Raw genomic sequence first — 15,886 nt, forward strand, 5'->3', positions numbered from 1 at the left:
GGCGTTTGACGCTACGCGGTCTGCACGGTGACGCGATAGCTGAGAGTGATCCCCTTGGCGATATGCGCTGCGCCACCGAGGTGCAGCCGCCGCGTGGTGCCACCCTCGCGTGGATCGGCCAAATAGGTAGCACGCACGTGGTCGACGCCGGACGGAAAACCGCTGGCCGGAGCCGAAACAGTGCTCGCGACAAACGCTTCGGCCCACAGATTGGGCTCGGTTGCGCCGTCGAGCAGCGGCGCGGCATCGGGGAGGAACACGCCGAACTCATCCGGTTGCCCGCGCAGCGACTGGAGGAATCTGCCGGACATGGCGAGCTGCACAATGCCGGTGTGGATCGTGCAGTCCGGGGTCAGCTGCAACGGCGGGGCGGGGTAGATACGGAGCTGCAATGCCATGGGATGACTCTACGGATGTCGTTGCGGGGGCCCGGTACTGGCAAACGGCCGAATCCCGTCCTCGAGTGCGCCGGGCTTTCGAACGGAGGCATCGAGTTGCGACGGGCGATGGGGGCGGGCAGTCTGATCTTCGCTCGCAACGGCGCATTCCCGCAGGAGGATTCGACTAGATGCCGAACTGGCCGACGCTCGACCCGGTCGAGCAGCATGACAAGCTCACCGACATCACGAGCGAAGTACTCCCCACGCTGCCCACCGGTTGGACTCGGCTTGTGGTGCGCGCCAGGATGATCGGTACGCACGCGGAATCCGATAGCGGAGTGCGGATGCCCGATGGAACGGTGCGAGCCTGGTCTTTCCCGCCCGAAGTCTGGCGGAAATTTCAGCAACTGAGAAAAGGAATGTACATCCAAGACAGCGGGTCCTGGCACGAGTTCGAGTACATTCTGGATCCGCCCAGCCACTTCACCATTCAATACAACCGAGATCTGATGCCCCCCTTCTCGACTCCCCCGACGGCTGAGCACTTCGCGACCGAGAACAGATGGTTTCCGCGGTCGGCTCGAGCCATGCCGGAGTGGTTTCGCCGCGGACTCGGCCAGGTCTAGCGGCTGCGTGTATCGCGGACCCGCGCGGTTCGAGTGGTTGCTGGCCGGCCCGTCACCGGTTGTCCACCACGGCGTCTGGACCGCCAAAGCTGCCTACTACCACGCACGTCGTTTGGGGATAGCTGTCCGGAGATCGGTTGACCGGGTAGGTGCCGAGCTCGCCGCAGACGCCACCGAACACGTCGGTATCGGAGGCTCTGCGGCCCGCAGCGAACTCGACCGAGCGATCACCGGCGTTCGCGTTTACAGCCCGTCGTCCTCATTCTTCCCGAGGAAGCCTTCCTTGATGAGCAGAGCTTCCTGCATCTGTGTCTTCTTGATATCGAACTGGACAAGGGCATAGTCGGTGTCCATGCCCGGCTTGAGCTTCTCGCCATAACGCTCGGAAAATGTCTTCAAAGCGTTGAGGAATTCTCGTCGCACTTCGTCCGAGTGGCAGAACTTGTCCAGTGCGTGCCGCTTGAGGTCCGCATCGCTGGAGCCGACCGGCGGTGCAAAATTGCTGTTGGGGTTGAAGACGCGGGCTATCGCCGCTTTGGTGGGCGACTGCCTGAAGGCGAGAGGTGAAATATCGAAGGTGTCCCACCATTGCGATATTCCCGAGTCGGTGAACTTTTTAGCGTTGTCGCACGCGGCGCTTGCGACTTTCCCGCTCAGCTTTCCCCATTTACCTTTGTTGAAGGCGTCTACCGTCTTCACCTTGGGGTCGATCACCCAGTCCGGTTGGTCGCTGATCGCCTCAGCGGACGCTGATGGCGGATCCATCGGGGCCGCATCACCGAAGGGAACCGCGCCGGTCGGAGCACCGGCGATGAGAATGGTCAGCGTGCTGCCCAACCCCAGCGCCGCGAGTGCGGCCCTGCATACGGTCGTTTCCATGCGCATGTCGTCGTCTCCTAGGGATCCATGGACAGGCCAGCCGGCCGCGGACCTCGCGGACGGTTTTCGAACTTGTCGGAAGAGCCGAACAGGATTCGAGACTGCGCACGGTTTGGATGGGTGCGAGCTGGCCGACCCGGCCGGAACTCGGCGTGAACAAAACTATCTTCACGTGGGCAGCAGAGTGCCGGGCCGGGGTTCACGAGATCCTCGGCAATTCACCGGGTGGATTCGTCGCGCCGGGTCAAGGACTCCGAGACGAGCAATAAGCGGCTACTTAGCATTCGCGTCAGGGCTCGTTCCCGGCCAGGATCGGGTCCAGGTGCCCGGTAAGAGGCTCTCTAACCGACTGCCCACCTGCGTCATTGGTGTGGCTCTCTAATGGCTTGCGTCCCACCGGGTGCCGTGCGGGGTGTGGCTGGAAAGGGGCGTGCCCTGGCTCGAAGCAGCGGTGCCTTACCGCACGAACACCTATTCGTTTCGACGGAAGGATAGCTGTGGGAGTAATCATCGGCATGGACCCGCACAAACGCTCGGCCGCCATCGAAGTCATCGACAGTTGTTTGTTGTGACGATGGTTCTGGATGGCATTGTCGCCCCAGCAACAAGCGCAGACCGGCACGCCACGCACCAGCTCGACCTTTCCATCGACTGTTGGGTACACCCAGGCATGGCCGCGGACAACCCACCCACCGCCGGGACTCGAAGATAGGTGTCCACTTCCCACCATCCAGCACGTCCGCAGGATCGAATACGTGGAAGTAATACCTTCAACCGTCTGGTTGGATCCGCGGCAGCATCCTCTGCCTGATCTATTGTGATGGCGGTCATGGTGTGTCTGGCGGTTGCCACACAGCTCGTCTCGTTGGTTCCAGCAAGAATCCTGCTCACCGATGGAGGACACATGCTTGTACTGCGATCCGCATTCCTTACCATCGCCTGTACTGCCATGCTCATGACCGGTGCCGGTGCGACTGTCGCCCAAAACTCCACCGACACCGTCCCCGGTATCCATGCTGTCAGCGCCGAGGCACCGACACAGGAGCTGATCAAACAGGGCCAAGCCCGCGCGGCGAGCGCCGCCGCCCGCGCCACAGCCGCCGCCGAAGCCACCACCAAAACCTACGGTGCCAACGACGACCTGAATACCCTGGCGGACCTCGCCGTCACCTACGCCGGCAAGGACGCCGCCGCCGAGGCCGCCAAGGACGGAAACGACGCCGCCACGTACGCCGCCGCATACGCCGAATATGCCGCCGGGGTCGCCGTGAAGGCCGCCGACAAGGCCCTCGTCATCGCCATCGCCAAGGACGCCGCTGACGCCACCGTAGCCGCCGCCAGAGCCGTCGTCACAGCCGCCAAGGCCGCCAACGCCAAGGCCGAAGACGCCAGCAACGCCCCTGATGACGTCGAGCGCGCCAATGCCGCTGCCGAGGCAGAGGATGCGGCCGTGGCAGCCAGCAACAAGGCGTACGGCGCTCCGCCGGTCACGACAATCGCCCCGATCAAATCGGGCGCGTAAATAGCGCCTCGAGTTGGCCGCCTCGGAGCGATTGCGGAAGTTCACTGCCCGTCTCCGCGATCCACGCCGCTCCCGACGACGCCGGCCCGCTGGCCGCTGCGCCGACCGCGTTCAGCACCGCACCAGAACTGTTCCGTCCACGCGATCCGGGGCCAGCGGTTGACGAGCTGAACGGTAGGTCAGTGCTTTGCCGCCGTCGCGGCGGCAGTCCGAAAGGGGTCGTCGGCGTCTCGCATCAGTCACGACGGCGGTGCCACGAGTTACGCTACCTGCATCCGGTCATCAAGCCGCGGTCGGCGGTGAAGTGGCACCCGGCGTCGCGCCTGTCGGCACGGGCAATCGAGTAGACGCCGATCAGGCCGGTTTCAACGCACTGGGCTTCGGCTCGTTCGAAGCTGTTTCCGAGAGCGCCCAGCCGTTTCTCCCCGACGAGGACGTCGAGAACCTGGAGACGGCCGGTTGGATGGCCGACGACATCGACCGCGGTTACGCGGGCACGTCGGATGAGTTCGGGACGAGTTCGCGCAAGTGGGCGGTGATCAAGGTGTCGACCTCGGACGCGCGCTCCAGTTGCACGAGGTGACCCGCGTCGGCGATCTTCGTCACCGCGCGCAGGTCCGGGACGTAGGTGCGTAGCGTGGTGAGTGGGTCGCGGCCGCTGAAGCCCTCCATGTCGGGGTCGCGGTCGCCGTACATGAAGTAGGCGGGGACGGTGACGGACGCGCCGGCGTAGGCGGCGGTGAGTTCCCAGTTGCGGTCCAGGGCGCGGTACCAGTTCAGGCCGCCGGTGAAGCCGGTGCGCTCGAAATCCTGCGCCAGGGTGTCGAATTCGGCCTCGGTGAGCCAGCGCCACGGCAGCGGCGGTGCGGTCGGCAGCACATCGAGGTAGCCGGTGCCCTCGGCCGGGAAGTGCCAGGTGTCGAGGTAGTGGTAGTCGGCGCTGAGCGAGTAGTAGACGTTGGTCAGGAATTCCCTTGGACGCGCAGCCAATTCGGCGTCGGCCACGCCCGGCTTTTGAAAGTAGTCCAGATGCAGGAAGTGTCGCGCGGCCGCCTTTGCCCACAGTTGGGACGGCGACCGGGGCGGGCGTGGTGCGAAGGGATTGTTCAGGACGATGACGCCGCGCACCCGTTCGGGCGCGCGTAATGCCAACTCCCACACCAGGGCCGCGCCGAAATCCAAGCCGACGAACACCGCCTGCTCGGCGCCGATGTCGTCGAGCAGGGCGAGTAGATCGCCGATGACGGCTTCGTTCGTGTACGACTCGACGTCCGCGGGCACGTCGGTCTGCCCGTACCCGCGCAGATCCGGCGCGATGGCGCGATACCCGGCCGCGGCAACCGCTGCCAGCTGGTTGTGCCAGATGAACCAGGTGTGCGGAAAGCCGTGGCAGAAGATCACCGGATATCCCGCGCCCTGCTCGGCGACGTGCATCCGGACGCCCTTGGTCGTGATGAACCGATGCGTGATCTCCACTGCGGCCTCCAAAATCTAGAACGTGTTCTCGTTTCACGGTAGTGTCCTGAAGTCGTGAACGGAATACCTGAGGCACTCAGCGGCAAGATCGCGGTCGTCACCGGCGCGAGTCGCGGCATCGGCAAGGGCATCGCACTGGAACTCGGTGCGGCGGGTGCGACGGTGTACGTCACCGGGCGCTCGGCCACCCCGGGGCGCCTGCCCGGCACCGTGCAGGAGACCGCTGCCGCCATCGATGCGGCGGGCGGGGTCGGCGTTCCGTTCGTCTGCGATCACCACGACGACGACGCGGTACAGCGGCTGTTCCAGCAGATCGGCGCCGCACACCAGCGCCTCGATGTGCTGGTGAACAACGTGTACAACTCCCCCGCCGCGGCGCGCTGGCTCGGCAAGCCGTTCTGGGAGGTACCGCCGAAAGCGTGGGACGAGACCTTCGACATCGGCGTCCGATCGCATTACGTGGCAAGCGCTTTCGCGGCACCGCTACTGATCGAATCCGGCGGGTTGATCGTCAATATCTCCTCGCCGGGTGCCCAGCGGTACCTGCACAACGCGGTGTACGGCGTCGCGAAAACCGCACTGGACCGGCTCACCGCAGATATGGCGCACAACCTGGCCGACACCGACGTCACCGTCGTCTCACTGTGGCCGGGCATCGTGGATACCGAACTGCTGCAAATGGTTCCGGCCGACGCACAGGGCCAGCGGTTGGTCACGCTGCCGGGCGAAGGCACTTACGATCTCGCCGAGGCCGAGACCCCGCGGTTCCCCGGGCGCGCGGTCGTCGCACTCGCCACCGATCCTGACCGCCGCTCCCGTACCGGATCAGCCTGGCGGGTAGCCGATCTCGCCGACGCCTACGGTTTCACCGACGTCGACGGACGCATACCTCGCGCGGACTGATCTCGGGATGATCGAGGAACTGGTGCCGGCGCAGGACCGAAAGGCCACCACCGGGGCACACCCATTGGGCCGACTCCGCCGGGTCGGTCTCGCCGACGCCTGCGTTCACCGACCTCGGCGGGCGCGCCCTCCAGTTGGACGGACGATCATGGGGAACTGATGCAGGTAACAGCCGGGAGCCGCCAACACCAGTTCCCCCTCACCGACAACGCTCAAGCAACACCCAAGAACCGTTGCACCGCGCGCGAGGGCGCGGGCTTGGCGTGCCATGCGAGGTACACGTGCGACGGTGGTGCGTCCGGAATGTCCAGGTAGACAACGCCGGGGTGTGGTGCGCGGCTGCGGGCCAGCGCGGGGACGCCGCCGATGCCGCGGTTCGCCGCGACGAGTTCGATCCATTCGTCGAAGTTCCGGCAGGTGATGATCGGCCGGTCCGGATCGCCCTGCTCCCATGAACCCGCATGCGTGGTCCCGGAGACCACGTTCACCACGAGCGGATAGCCGGCGAGGTCGGCCCAGCGCAGGTCGGTCGCGTCGGCCAGTGGCGAGTTCGCGGCGACGGCGAGCATCCGCTGCTCGGTCGCGATCACCCGGGACTCGAGATGGCTCGGCAGCCGAGTTTCCCTGCGGTATATGGCGATATCGATGGATCTGGCTTCGAGGGCGGCCAGCGGATCGTCGACGCGGTGCAGCGTGATGCGCCCGCCGAGCGCCTCGTAGCGGCGGCGGGTGGCGGCGAGCCAACTGGTGGGTAGCAGCCAGGCGAAGCCCACCTCGATGGCGGCCCGCGAGCGCAGTTGCGCGGCGACCGTGTCGACGTCGGCGAGGATCCGCCGGGCGTGCGTCAGCAGTTCGGTGCCCTCGTCGGTCAGAGCGAAGCGACGGGAGGTGCGTTCGATCAGCCTGCACTCGATGTGCCGCTCCAACTGCTGGATGGTCCTGGTCAGCGCGGGTTGGCTGAGGTGCAGGCGGGCCGCGGCACGCGTGTAGTTCGACTCCTCGCACAGCGCGACATACGCGCGCAGATGCCGCAGCTCGATCTGGGTAGGGCTATCCCCACCTCGATCGCTCGCGGCCGTCGGAACGGTCCCGTCCTGCCGCGCACGTTCGTCCATGCATCAAGCGTATACATGGTGCATAGAAAGCATTTAACAGACGCCGGAACGGACCGTACGGTCGCTGGAGTGACCGTTACTCGCACCCACCCACCGCGCAGCGGTCTCGCCCCCGCCTTCGCGGCCGCCGCCGGATTGGCCGCCGCGATGGGCGTCGGCCGCTTCGTCTACACGCCGCTACTGCCGATCATGGTGGACGCGCACCAGATCAGCACCCACGACGGCGCGGTGATCGCGACCGCCAACTACGCGGGCTACCTCCTCGGCGCCATCCTGCTCACCCGCTGGCCGGAACTGAACAGCCGCAACACTTTCCGCCTCTCCGCCGCCCTGCTGATCATCAGCGAGGTCTTGATGGCCGTGCCCGCGCCGACGCTGTTTCCCGCCGCGCTGCGCCTGATCGCCGGCGTCACCAGCGCCGTCGTCTTCGTCGCGTGCGCCGGAGTGGCCGCCCGGCCGGGCAGCAGCCGGGATGCGGCCGGAATCGCCTTCGGCGGAATCGGATTCGGTATCGCGCTCACCGGGGTGCTGGTTTTGGTGGTGCGGCCGTTCCTGGGTTGGCAGAGCATGTGGTTGGTCTCCGCCGTACTGACCGCGGCGTTGCTCGCACCCGCATTGCGGCTCGATATCCAGCCGGGCCGGCGTGCGGGCAAGGCCACCATCCGGTCGCGGGGCGCATGGCGGGCGCTGCTCGTCGCCTATTTCCTCGAAGGTGTCGGCTACATCGTGATCGGCACGTTCCTCGTCGCCGCGGTCAGTGACCAGCGCGGGCCGGTGGTCGGCTCGGCGATCTGGGTGGTGGTGGGCGTGGCCGCAGTGCCCGCTACGGTGCTGTGGGGTGTCGCGGCGCGGCGCTGGGCGCCGGCCATCGCCATGCCGATCGCCCTAGTGGCGCAATGCGTTTCGGCGTTGCTGCCCGCCGTCTCGAGCGCCGTGTGGCCCGCCGTGCTCGCGGCGGCACTGTTCGGCGCGACGTTCCTCGGCATAGTGATGCTGGCGATGCGGATCGGCGCAGAGTTGTCCGATGGTGGCGCGGCGGCGCCGCTCACCGCCGTTTATGGTGCGGGGCAGATGCTCGGTCCGTTGGTGGTGGCGCCGGTGATCGGCGACAGCTATCCGGCCGCGTTCGTCATCGCCGCCCTGGTGCTGGCGGCTGCGACGATCGCGGCCGGTATGGTGACGCGCCTGATCAGGCGAACTTGATCTCCAAGCCGATGCCGAGGATGGCGATGACCCAGACGAGGCCGGTGAAAATGGTGATTCGGTCGAGGTTCTTCTCCACAACGGTCGAGCCGGAGAGGCTGGACTGCACACCACCGCCGAACAGGCTGGACAGACCTCCACCCTTGGCGCGGTGCAGCAGCACCAGCAGCACCAGCAGCAAGCTGGTGATGATCAGGAGGATATCGAGGAACATCCGCATGCCCGACAGTGTATGCGGACGATTGAATCCCACCGAATCAGGCACTCGGAAACGTCGATCCTAAAGTGGCAGGATCGCGACCAGGTGGGTCACCTCGTCCTCGCCGATGGTGTATTTCGACGCCTCCTGCTCGCGGATCTGGTCCTGAGCGGTGAGTCTGACCTGATGCTGGTGCATGTGTTCGGCCCAGGAGCGCACGACGAACGCCTCGACATAGCGGTCCAGCACGCCGACGTCGCGGTAGAGCCGCCACTCCATCGCGCCGGTGCGTTGCCGGGACCGGCCGACGAACGCCATGGCGCTCATGAACTCCGCGACGTTCTCCGGCGGGACGTCGTAGGTGCGCAACACCATGACCGGGCCGTCGGCGGGGTCGGGTTCGACGACGAGCTGCGGTTCCGGCCAGAACGCCGAGGGAGTCTGATCGAGGTTCTCGGCGTTGTGACTGATCGGCAGCCAGACCGTACTCACCGCGCACAGCGCGAGCAGTGCCGCGGCGATCAGCAGAGCCTTGACCGGCCCGGCCGCACCGGCGACCACACCCCAGACCAGCGAGCCGATGGCCTGCCCACCCATGAACACCAGCAGATAAACCGACAATCCGCGCGCCCTGACCCACGCGGGTAGCAGCAACTGCATGGTCGAGTTCATCGTGGACATCGCCAGCAGCCAGGCGAAACCCGCGAACACCAGCAACACCAGCACGACCGACACCACGTGCAGCACCGCCGCGGCCGCCGTCGCGACGCCGAACAGCACGGCGGCCGTGCTCAACCGCTGGGTCGGTGTGAGCAGCAGGCGCAGTCGCGACAGGCCGACGGCACCGAGCACCGCGCCGACGCCGAGCGCGGCGAGCATCAAGCCATAGCCGGACGAGGACAGCCCGAGCTCGTCCCGCGCGATCACCGGCAGCAGCGCCCACAGCGCGCTGGCCGGGGCGATGAACAGGATCGAGCGCAGCAGCACCCGCCGGATCGCTGGCGCCGCCTTGATGAACCGCGTCCCGGCCTGCAACGCCGCCAGCGGGCGTTCGCTCGGCAGCTGCCGATCCGTGGCCGGCCTGCGCCATACTCCGAGCACCACGACGATGCCGATGAACGACACCGCGTTGAGCGCGAACACCAGCGTCGGCCCGGACAGCGAGACCAGCACGCCGGCGATCGCGGGCCCCACCGCCCGCCCGATATTGATGCTCATGCTGCCGAGCGCGGCCGCCGACGGAATCTGTTCGCGCGGAACCAGTTCCGGCTGGATCGCCTGCCACGCCGGACCGGTGAGCGCCTGACCGCAGCCGAGCAAGAACAGCAGCGTGAGCAGCACGGCCGGGGTGGTGTGCCCGGTCGCCGTGGATACCGCGAGCACCGTCGCGAGGATCGCCATGGTCGACTGCGCACCGAGCAACAGCCTGCGCCGATCGACCAGATCGGCGATCACGCCGGACGGAATAGCCAGCAGCATCACCGGCAGCGTGATCGCCGTCTGCACGAACGAGACCAGGACCGCGGCATTCGGCTCGTCCACCAGAATCCACTGCGCGCCGACGGTCTGCATCCAGGTGCCCAGGTTGGACACCAATTGCGCGATCCAGAGGGCGCGATACACCTTCGACCGCAGGGGTGCCCAGGTAGAGACAGTGGCGTTGGCGGCAGTGATCACTTACCGAAGCTTAGGCTCACCCGCCGCTCGAGGTAGTCACGCCAGACCGGGTGCTGTCGAAGTGACCTCGGCGGTTGCGCCGATCTCGTTGCTGCTTGCGCAGGCGCACTGCGGACTACCCGTGCGCAGGCGAAAGCAAGCAACCTCGGCGTACGCCCCGCCGCGATTTGCGCGGGGCTGCCAGGCGGCCGTGCAGCCACGGGTAAGTCCGCCGACATCCGGCAAGTTGCCCATGCGCTCACGAAATGGGCCGTTCCCACATTTCCGGCTACACCCCGTCGCTGGCCCGTGACTCGTTGGCCGCGAGAAGAAGGGCGACTGTCAGTAGCGCGCCGCCCATCATGCCCAGCGGCGTCAATCGCTCACCGAGGACTATCGCCGCGAGGATCGCACCGGTGAGTGGTTCGAGCAGGGCGAGGACCGCGGCGGTACCGGGGCCCGCGTCGGGCAAGCCGCGGAAGTACAGCGTGTAGGCGACCGCGGTCGGTACGAGTCCGAGGGCCGCGAGCAGAACAAGACTGCCTGCGTTCGGCTCGAAGGTGATACCGGTGGTCAACGCCAAGGGCATGAGTAGTACTGCGCCGCCGGTGAATCCGAGACCGGTGGTGGTCATCGCATCCAGCCCCGGTATCGGCCGAGCGCTGATCACGGTGACCGCAGCGAACGCACCGGCCGCCGCGACGGCGAGGGCGGCGCCGGCGAGCAACCCGGCGGCGTCCAAGTCATCGGACGGCACCCCGACCAGCAGTGCCAAACCGGCGAGCGCGAGCCCGATCGTCACCGCGCGCCTGCGATCCACGGCACGGCGGCCGGTGACCTGCTCCAGCAGCGCCACCACCACCGGCGACGCACCGATGGTGATCAGGGTGGCGACGCTGACCGATGATGCCGCGACCGCCCCGAAATAGCACGCTTGGAAGGTCGCGGCGAGAGCGGCAACCGCGCCGATTCTGCGCCAGGCCAGCAGATTTCGCGGCCACGGGCGTCGGGTCAGAACGAGTAGGGCAACGAGCAGCAGCCCGCCGACGGCAAGTCGGCAGGTGGCCACGGCGACGGGCGACAGCCCGGTGGCCCGACCGAGCAGTGTGCCGAGCAAACCGCCGGTGCCCCACAGCATTCCGGCGCCGACAAGGAAGACCAGTCCGGAACGGCCGGTCGTGGACAGAGATATGGACATGAAGGATTCGCGCTCCTGCGACAGAGAGGGATGGGGTCGCGGAAGCGAGGTGCACAACGAATGCCGAAGAGACGCACTCACCTATCCAGGTGGCGCGCTGACTGCTACACCTCGCTCAGGAGGCGGGCGGCGGTGTGATCGGAAAGCATCGGTGCACGCGGCCGATCCTAATGCCCGGCGGCGCACCGTGTCGCTCGGGTTATTTCCCGAACTCGCGCAGCAGCGGATCGGCGGCGATCCGGGCGGCGATTTCGGCGTCCGGCGGATAGGGCCTGGCTCGAACGATCCACTCGCGACGCAACTCGGGGATGGTCACCTGGAGCTCATCCCACTTCGAGGTCAGCCGGCCGGTCCAGTCCATCTGTTCGGGACCGTCGAGGAACCCGCAGGTGTAGCCGAGATAGTCGTTCCACACGGCGTATGAGGTGGCGAGCGTCAGCTCATCCGGCACGTCGAGCTTCAGCAACCACCGACCGTGCGCCCACTCATGATCTCCCAGCAGCGAATTGGCAGTGCGACGGATAGCGGACCTACGCAGACCACGGCCGGGCCAGCACCACACCGGCGGCGCATCCTCGCAATCGATTCCGCGCCTTGCCATTTCGGCAGCGATGATCTCGAAGCCCGGGCGCAGGTTCGGCGAGATGAGCTCCCAGCTCGCACGATACGAGCCGTTCGCCCGCACGGCGGCCACCACCTCGGGCGCCTGTAGCGTCCACAGCCTCATCCGGTGGACCTACTCGTCGACCGCGTCGGCGTAGGTCTGCATCATGTCCTCGATCAGCCGCAGGACCGCTTCGTCGAGTTCGGGGCGCTGGTACACCCCGCGCACCACCGCCTGACCCGAGAACAGATGCAGCGCAAGGAAGAACATCGGCTCACGCAGTCGCTGCGGATACCGGCCAAGCACCCCGGTGCGCTCGACCGCGGCCACGATCTCGTCGTAGTAGCTCTCCACCGTCGGCGCGATCCTGGCCCGCAGCTCGGCGTCCGAGCGGGCCGCGAGGTAGATCTCGCGCAGCGCGTGGGTGATGTTATCCGACTGCGCCGCCTGCAGGAATCGCAACGCCGTATCGAGCGAATTCGCTTGATCACCAAGCTGTTCCATCACCTCGGTGAACGCCGCGGTCTGCCGCGTGACTATCTCCTCGGCGGTGCGCGCGATCAGGTCGAGCCTGCTGTCGAACTGCCGGAACATCGCCCCGACGGACAGCCCGGCGCGCCCGCAGATCTCCTGCACGGTGGTGCGCTGATAGCCCACCTCGCCGATCGCGGCGATGGTCGCGTCGATCAGCTTGGCGACGGTGGCGGCGCGGCGTTGCTGCTGCGTCCGGCGTGGACGCGATATTTCGGCGCTCCCGGTCATGATTACCCATCCTGCCCGGCCGGTCCGACAACCCCAGTCATCGGGTCAGCGTGATCGTTGACACAGCGTCGAACCGCCCTCTACAGTCGACCCGCCAGTTAGGAAACAGTCGCTCTCTTTTTTGCCCGAGAGCCGGCGCGCAGCGCTGCGTTATGTCGAGGAGTTCCAAATGAAGATGGGCACCGCCACGGGCACCAAGAGGGTGGTCGCGCACGTTTGCCTGGTCCTGACCGCGGGCTTGACCGTCGCGGTCTGCCCCGCGATGGCCGGCGTCGCGCAGGCCGAGCCGGTGGCGGTCGCACCGCCGCTACCCTTCCCCTTGCCACCGGCTCCGCCGTACCTCGATCCGGGTTTCTACAACCCCGATGCAGGCAAGGTCGCCGCAGCACAGCCCGGCGAGATCCTGGCGGCCAGGCAGGTCAACCTCGCGAATTTCTTCCTGATCCCTCTCAATGTGCGGGCCTGGCAGTTGTCCTTCCGCAGCACCAACACCCGCGGCGAACCGATCGCGGCGGTCGCCACCGTCATCGTGCCGCACCGCCCGTCCCCCACCCCGGATCGGAATTTGGTCGCCTTCCAGTTCGCCGAGGACTCGTTGTCGATCAACTGCGCACCGTCCTATGTACTGCAGATGGGTTCGCTGCCCAATCCGACGAACCCGGTGATCTCCGCGGAGTTCATCGAGGTCCAGGCCATGCTGCAACTCGGCCACGCGGTCGTGGTGCCCGATCACCAGGGCCCGAACGCGGCCTACGCGGCCGGACCACTCGGTGCTCGGATCACCCTGGATTCGATCCGGGCCGCCGAGAACTTCGACCAGGCGGGCCTGCCCGGCGCGGCCACGCGGACCGCACTGTGGGGCTATTCGGGCGGCGCCATCCCGACCGCGCACGCGGCCGAGCTGCAACCCACCTACGCACCGGAGCTCAACATCGTGGGTTCGGCGGTCGGTGGCCTGCTGGCTGATCTGCGGATGTCCCTCGACTACAACAACGGCACGTCGACCTTCGGTGGCGCGGTACTCGGCGGGTTGTTCGGTGTCGCACGGGAATACCCGGTGCTGAACCGGTTCATCGATCAGTACATGAACCCGCTCGGCAAGGCGGTGCGGGTCGTGCACGAAGGTCAGTGCGTCGCTTTGCAATTCGCGGGCTTCCCCTTCGTGAACATCAAGGGCCTGTTCAACTACCCCGGCGGCGATCCGATGACCGCACCCGAACTGCAGCCGCTGCTGGACGAGATGACCCTGGGCCGGCGCGGCACTCCCCCGTTCCCGCTCTACATCTACGAGGCGCCGCTGGACGAGGCGATGCCGATCAACGCGGTCAACAAGCTGTACGACACCTACTGCAAGGACCCGAACGCCCAGGTCGCCTACACCAGGGAGATCATCAGCGAGCACGGTATCGCCGCCGTCTCCGGCGCGGGCTCGGCCGTGATGTGGCTCAACGATCGGCTCAACGGTGTGCCCGCGCCGCAGGGTTGCAGCAACCGCGACGTGCCGTTGCAGATCCTGGATCCCGGCGCGTTCGCCGCGGTCGTCAACGCCCTCGGCCAGACCCTCGCGTCGGCTCTCGGCATGCCGGTCTGACCTGCCGAAAACCCGGCCGAACCGCACGATATCGGTACCATCGCCGTCATGGCGGCTAATTTCGTGCGGTTCGGCCCGATCGTTGCCCTGGCACTGCTCGCAGTCACAGCCTGCTCGAGCGGCGACTCCGACTCCAAGCCGGCCGAGTCCGGTCTGGTCGGCCGCACCTTTCTCTCCACCGAGGTGGCGGGTGCGCCGATTCCCGGCGGCGGACCGCTGACGCTCACCTTCAAAGACGACCGGATCGCCGCGGACGCGGGCTGCAACTCGCACTCCGGCGTGGTCGCGCTCGACGACCACAAGCTGCACGTGTCCGGCCTGGCGAGCACCCTGATGGCCTGTCCCGGCGATCGGGAAGGCGCCGACGAATGGCTCAGCGGCCTACTGAATTCCGATCCCACCTGGCAACTCGACGGCGCGAAACTCACCGTGAAAAACGACAACCTCACGGTGCACCTGCTGGACAAGAAGGTCGCCAAGCCGGACAAGCCGATCAAGGGCACCACCTGGATCGTCACCGCCCTCATCACCCCCGACGCCCAAATGCGTTCCCAGACAATCGATGAGGTGAAGCCCACGCTCACCATCGCCGAGGACGGCAGCGTCTCCGGCAGTGCGGGCTGCAACCGGATGACCGGTCGCGCAACGGGTCCCGACACCGAGCTCACCTTCCAGGTCGGTACCACGAAGATGCTGTGCTCGCCCGAGGTGATGGAGGTCGAGCAGGCGGTGCTGAAAGTGTTGGACGGCAAGACAACCGCGACCGTCGACGCCGACGTGCTCACCCTCCGCAATGCCAACGGCAACGGACTCACCCTGCACGCGGAGTAGTTCAGCAACCGATGAGCCCGTCCTCCGGATAGATCGGTGCACCGTCGGCGCGGTGCCGAGCTGGGACACAGACTGGTTCGCACACAACGAAGAAGAGCCGGGCAGCGCTCTCGCGATGCCCGGCTCCCCTGCGTGAAAACGGTTACGGCAGTGGACCGCCCGCGGCAATCGCCGACAGGGTGGCGAACTCGTCACCCTTGAGCGAAGCACCGCCGACCAACGCGCCGTCGATATCGGTCTGACCGACGAGCTCGCCGACGTTCTTGGCGTTGACCGAGCCGCCGTAGAGCACGCGCACGCCCGCGGCGACCTCCGGGGAGGCCAGCACGGCCAGTTCCGCACGGATCGCGCCGCAGACTTCCTGCGCGTCGGCGGGGGTGGCGACCTTGCCGGTGCCGATGGCCCAGACCGGCTCGTAGGCGATGACGACCTTCGAGATCTCCTCCGCCGTCAGGCCTTTCAGCGAACCACGCAGCTGCTCGAGGTTGTACTCGACGTGCGTCTTCGCCTCGCGGACGTTCAGGCCCTCGCCGATGCAGACGATCGGCGTGAGCCCGTGCTTGAGCGCCTGCTTGGCCTTGGCGAGCACGGTGGCGTCGTCCTCGTGGTGGTACTGCCGCCGCTCCGAGTGGCCGACCGCCACGAAGGTGCAGCCAAGCTTGGCCAGCATGGCACCGCTGATCTCACCGGTGTAGGCGCCCGAGTCGTGCATCGAAACGTCTTGCGCGCCATAGGTGAGCAGCAGCTTGTCGCCCTCCACCAGCGTCTGCACACTGCGCAGATCGGTGAACGGCGGCAGCACCGCGACGTCCACCTTGGCGAAGTACTTCTCCGGCAACGCGAAAGCGATCTTCTGCACCAGCGCGATCGCCTCGAGGTGGTTGAGGTTCAGCTTCCAGTTGCCCGCGATGAGCGGCTTCCTGGCATAGGACTTCGTCACA

General features: G+C 66.7%; 16 protein-coding genes. 6 read left to right on the forward strand and 10 right to left on the reverse strand.

Annotated features, from left to right (window positions below; translation table 11 throughout):
- Positions 1–11: 11 nt before the first annotated feature.
- Entirely contained in the window at positions 12–398 is a 387-nt protein-coding gene (locus DMB37_RS06970) for a hypothetical protein (RefSeq protein WP_135232005.1), read from the reverse strand.
- A gap of 170 nt (positions 399–568) precedes the next feature.
- Here DMB37_RS06970 and DMB37_RS06975 point away from each other — a divergent pair, with 170 nt between their 5' ends.
- Positions 569–1,006, forward strand: a complete 438-nt coding sequence (locus tag DMB37_RS06975) for a hypothetical protein (protein ID WP_135232006.1) — start codon at positions 569–571, stop codon at positions 1,004–1,006.
- 243 nt (positions 1,007–1,249) lie between these two features.
- Here the strand turns inward: DMB37_RS06975 and DMB37_RS06980 are convergent, their stop codons facing one another.
- Positions 1,250–1,891, reverse strand: a complete 642-nt coding sequence (locus DMB37_RS06980) for a hypothetical protein (protein WP_135232007.1) — start codon at positions 1,889–1,891, stop codon at positions 1,250–1,252.
- Positions 1,892–2,789: 898 nt separating this feature from the next.
- Here DMB37_RS06980 and DMB37_RS06985 point away from each other — a divergent pair.
- Positions 2,790–3,407, forward strand: coding sequence for a hypothetical protein (locus tag DMB37_RS06985; RefSeq protein WP_135232008.1), 618 nt, complete (start codon positions 2,790–2,792; stop codon positions 3,405–3,407).
- A 486-nt stretch (positions 3,408–3,893) separates the two neighbouring features.
- On the opposite strand, the gene DMB37_RS06990 is transcribed toward DMB37_RS06985, so the two are convergent.
- Positions 3,894–4,883 carry an alpha/beta fold hydrolase gene (locus DMB37_RS06990; RefSeq protein ID WP_135232009.1) on the reverse strand — a complete coding sequence of 330 codons (990 nt, stop codon included), beginning with the start codon at positions 4,881–4,883 and terminating at the stop codon, positions 3,894–3,896.
- A gap of 54 nt (positions 4,884–4,937) precedes the next feature.
- Here DMB37_RS06990 and DMB37_RS06995 point away from each other — a divergent pair, with 54 nt between their 5' ends.
- On the forward strand, positions 4,938–5,786 hold the full coding sequence (locus DMB37_RS06995; RefSeq protein ID WP_135232010.1) for an SDR family NAD(P)-dependent oxidoreductase: 849 nt from the start codon (positions 4,938–4,940) through the stop codon (positions 5,784–5,786).
- 212 nt (positions 5,787–5,998) lie between these two features.
- On the opposite strand, the gene DMB37_RS07000 is transcribed toward DMB37_RS06995, so the two are convergent.
- Positions 5,999–6,901 (reverse strand): LysR family transcriptional regulator, encoded by a 903-nt coding sequence (locus tag DMB37_RS07000; RefSeq protein ID WP_135232011.1) that lies wholly within the window; start codon positions 6,899–6,901, stop codon positions 5,999–6,001.
- Positions 6,902–6,970: 69 nt separating this feature from the next.
- Between DMB37_RS07000 and DMB37_RS07005 the strand changes: the two genes are divergently transcribed.
- Positions 6,971–8,104, forward strand: coding sequence for a YbfB/YjiJ family MFS transporter (locus DMB37_RS07005; RefSeq protein ID WP_370465341.1), 1,134 nt, complete (start codon positions 6,971–6,973; stop codon positions 8,102–8,104).
- Here DMB37_RS07005 and secG read toward each other — a convergent pair.
- The 5 genes from secG to DMB37_RS07030 form a co-directional block, all read right to left on the reverse strand.
- Complete coding sequence (gene secG, locus DMB37_RS07010; protein ID WP_135232013.1) at positions 8,091–8,324, reverse strand: preprotein translocase subunit SecG; 234 nt, start codon at positions 8,322–8,324, stop codon at positions 8,091–8,093. The two genes, DMB37_RS07005 and secG, sit on opposite strands and share 14 nt — an antisense overlap.
- Before the next feature lie 60 nt (positions 8,325–8,384).
- The gene (locus DMB37_RS07015) at positions 8,385–9,977 is read right to left on the reverse strand and encodes an MFS transporter (protein WP_370465402.1); all 1,593 of its coding nucleotides are present in this window, start codon (positions 9,975–9,977) and stop codon (positions 8,385–8,387) included.
- A 271-nt stretch (positions 9,978–10,248) separates the two neighbouring features.
- Complete coding sequence (locus tag DMB37_RS07020) at positions 10,249–11,157, reverse strand: DMT family transporter (protein WP_135232014.1); 909 nt, start codon at positions 11,155–11,157, stop codon at positions 10,249–10,251.
- A 199-nt stretch (positions 11,158–11,356) separates the two neighbouring features.
- Positions 11,357–11,884, reverse strand: a complete 528-nt coding sequence (locus tag DMB37_RS07025) for a hypothetical protein (protein ID WP_240772275.1) — start codon at positions 11,882–11,884, stop codon at positions 11,357–11,359.
- Between the two features lie 9 nt (positions 11,885–11,893).
- Positions 11,894–12,523 (reverse strand): TetR/AcrR family transcriptional regulator, encoded by a 630-nt coding sequence (locus tag DMB37_RS07030; protein WP_135232015.1) that lies wholly within the window; start codon positions 12,521–12,523, stop codon positions 11,894–11,896.
- Between the two features lie 169 nt (positions 12,524–12,692).
- Between DMB37_RS07030 and DMB37_RS07035 the strand changes: the two genes are divergently transcribed.
- Entirely contained in the window at positions 12,693–14,114 is a 1,422-nt protein-coding gene (locus DMB37_RS07035) for a lipase family protein (protein ID WP_135232016.1), read from the forward strand.
- A gap of 48 nt (positions 14,115–14,162) precedes the next feature.
- Positions 14,163–14,945, forward strand: a complete 783-nt coding sequence (locus tag DMB37_RS07040; protein ID WP_135232017.1) for an META domain-containing protein — start codon at positions 14,163–14,165, stop codon at positions 14,943–14,945.
- Between the two features lie 142 nt (positions 14,946–15,087).
- Here DMB37_RS07040 and tpiA read toward each other — a convergent pair whose 3' ends face one another.
- Positions 15,088–15,885, reverse strand: coding sequence for a triose-phosphate isomerase (gene tpiA, locus DMB37_RS07045; protein ID WP_107657912.1), 798 nt, complete (start codon positions 15,883–15,885; stop codon positions 15,088–15,090).
- Between the last annotated feature and the right edge of the window lies 1 nt (position 15,886).

This window comes from Nocardia sp. CS682 (assembly GCF_004634405.1).
In the GTDB taxonomy this organism is placed as follows: domain Bacteria; phylum Actinomycetota; class Actinomycetes; order Mycobacteriales; family Mycobacteriaceae; genus Nocardia; species Nocardia ninae.

What these genes read in the sequence shown, in the direction of transcription:
- DMB37_RS06975 (WP_135232006.1), top strand. Translation starts at nt 569, where the DNA reads ATGCCGAACTGGCCGACGCTCGACCCGGTCGAGCAGCATGACAAGCTC.
- DMB37_RS07000 (WP_135232011.1), bottom strand. Translation starts at nt 6,901, where the DNA reads ATGGACGAACGTGCGCGGCAGGACGGGACCGTTCCGACGGCCGCGAGC.
- DMB37_RS06970 (WP_135232005.1), bottom strand. Translation starts at nt 398, where the DNA reads ATGGCATTGCAGCTCCGTATCTACCCCGCCCCGCCGTTGCAGCTGACC.
- secG (WP_135232013.1), bottom strand. Translation starts at nt 8,324, where the DNA reads ATGCGGATGTTCCTCGATATCCTCCTGATCATCACCAGCTTGCTGCTG.
- DMB37_RS07040 (WP_135232017.1), top strand. Translation starts at nt 14,163, where the DNA reads ATGGCGGCTAATTTCGTGCGGTTCGGCCCGATCGTTGCCCTGGCACTG.
- DMB37_RS07030 (WP_135232015.1), bottom strand. Translation starts at nt 12,523, where the DNA reads ATGACCGGGAGCGCCGAAATATCGCGTCCACGCCGGACGCAGCAGCAA.
- DMB37_RS07035 (WP_135232016.1), top strand. Translation starts at nt 12,693, where the DNA reads ATGAAGATGGGCACCGCCACGGGCACCAAGAGGGTGGTCGCGCACGTT.
- DMB37_RS07020 (WP_135232014.1), bottom strand. Translation starts at nt 11,157, where the DNA reads ATGTCCATATCTCTGTCCACGACCGGCCGTTCCGGACTGGTCTTCCTT.
- DMB37_RS06980 (WP_135232007.1), bottom strand. Translation starts at nt 1,891, where the DNA reads ATGCGCATGGAAACGACCGTATGCAGGGCCGCACTCGCGGCGCTGGGG.
- DMB37_RS06985 (WP_135232008.1), top strand. Translation starts at nt 2,790, where the DNA reads ATGCTTGTACTGCGATCCGCATTCCTTACCATCGCCTGTACTGCCATG.
- DMB37_RS07025 (WP_240772275.1), bottom strand. Translation starts at nt 11,884, where the DNA reads ATGAGGCTGTGGACGCTACAGGCGCCCGAGGTGGTGGCCGCCGTGCGG.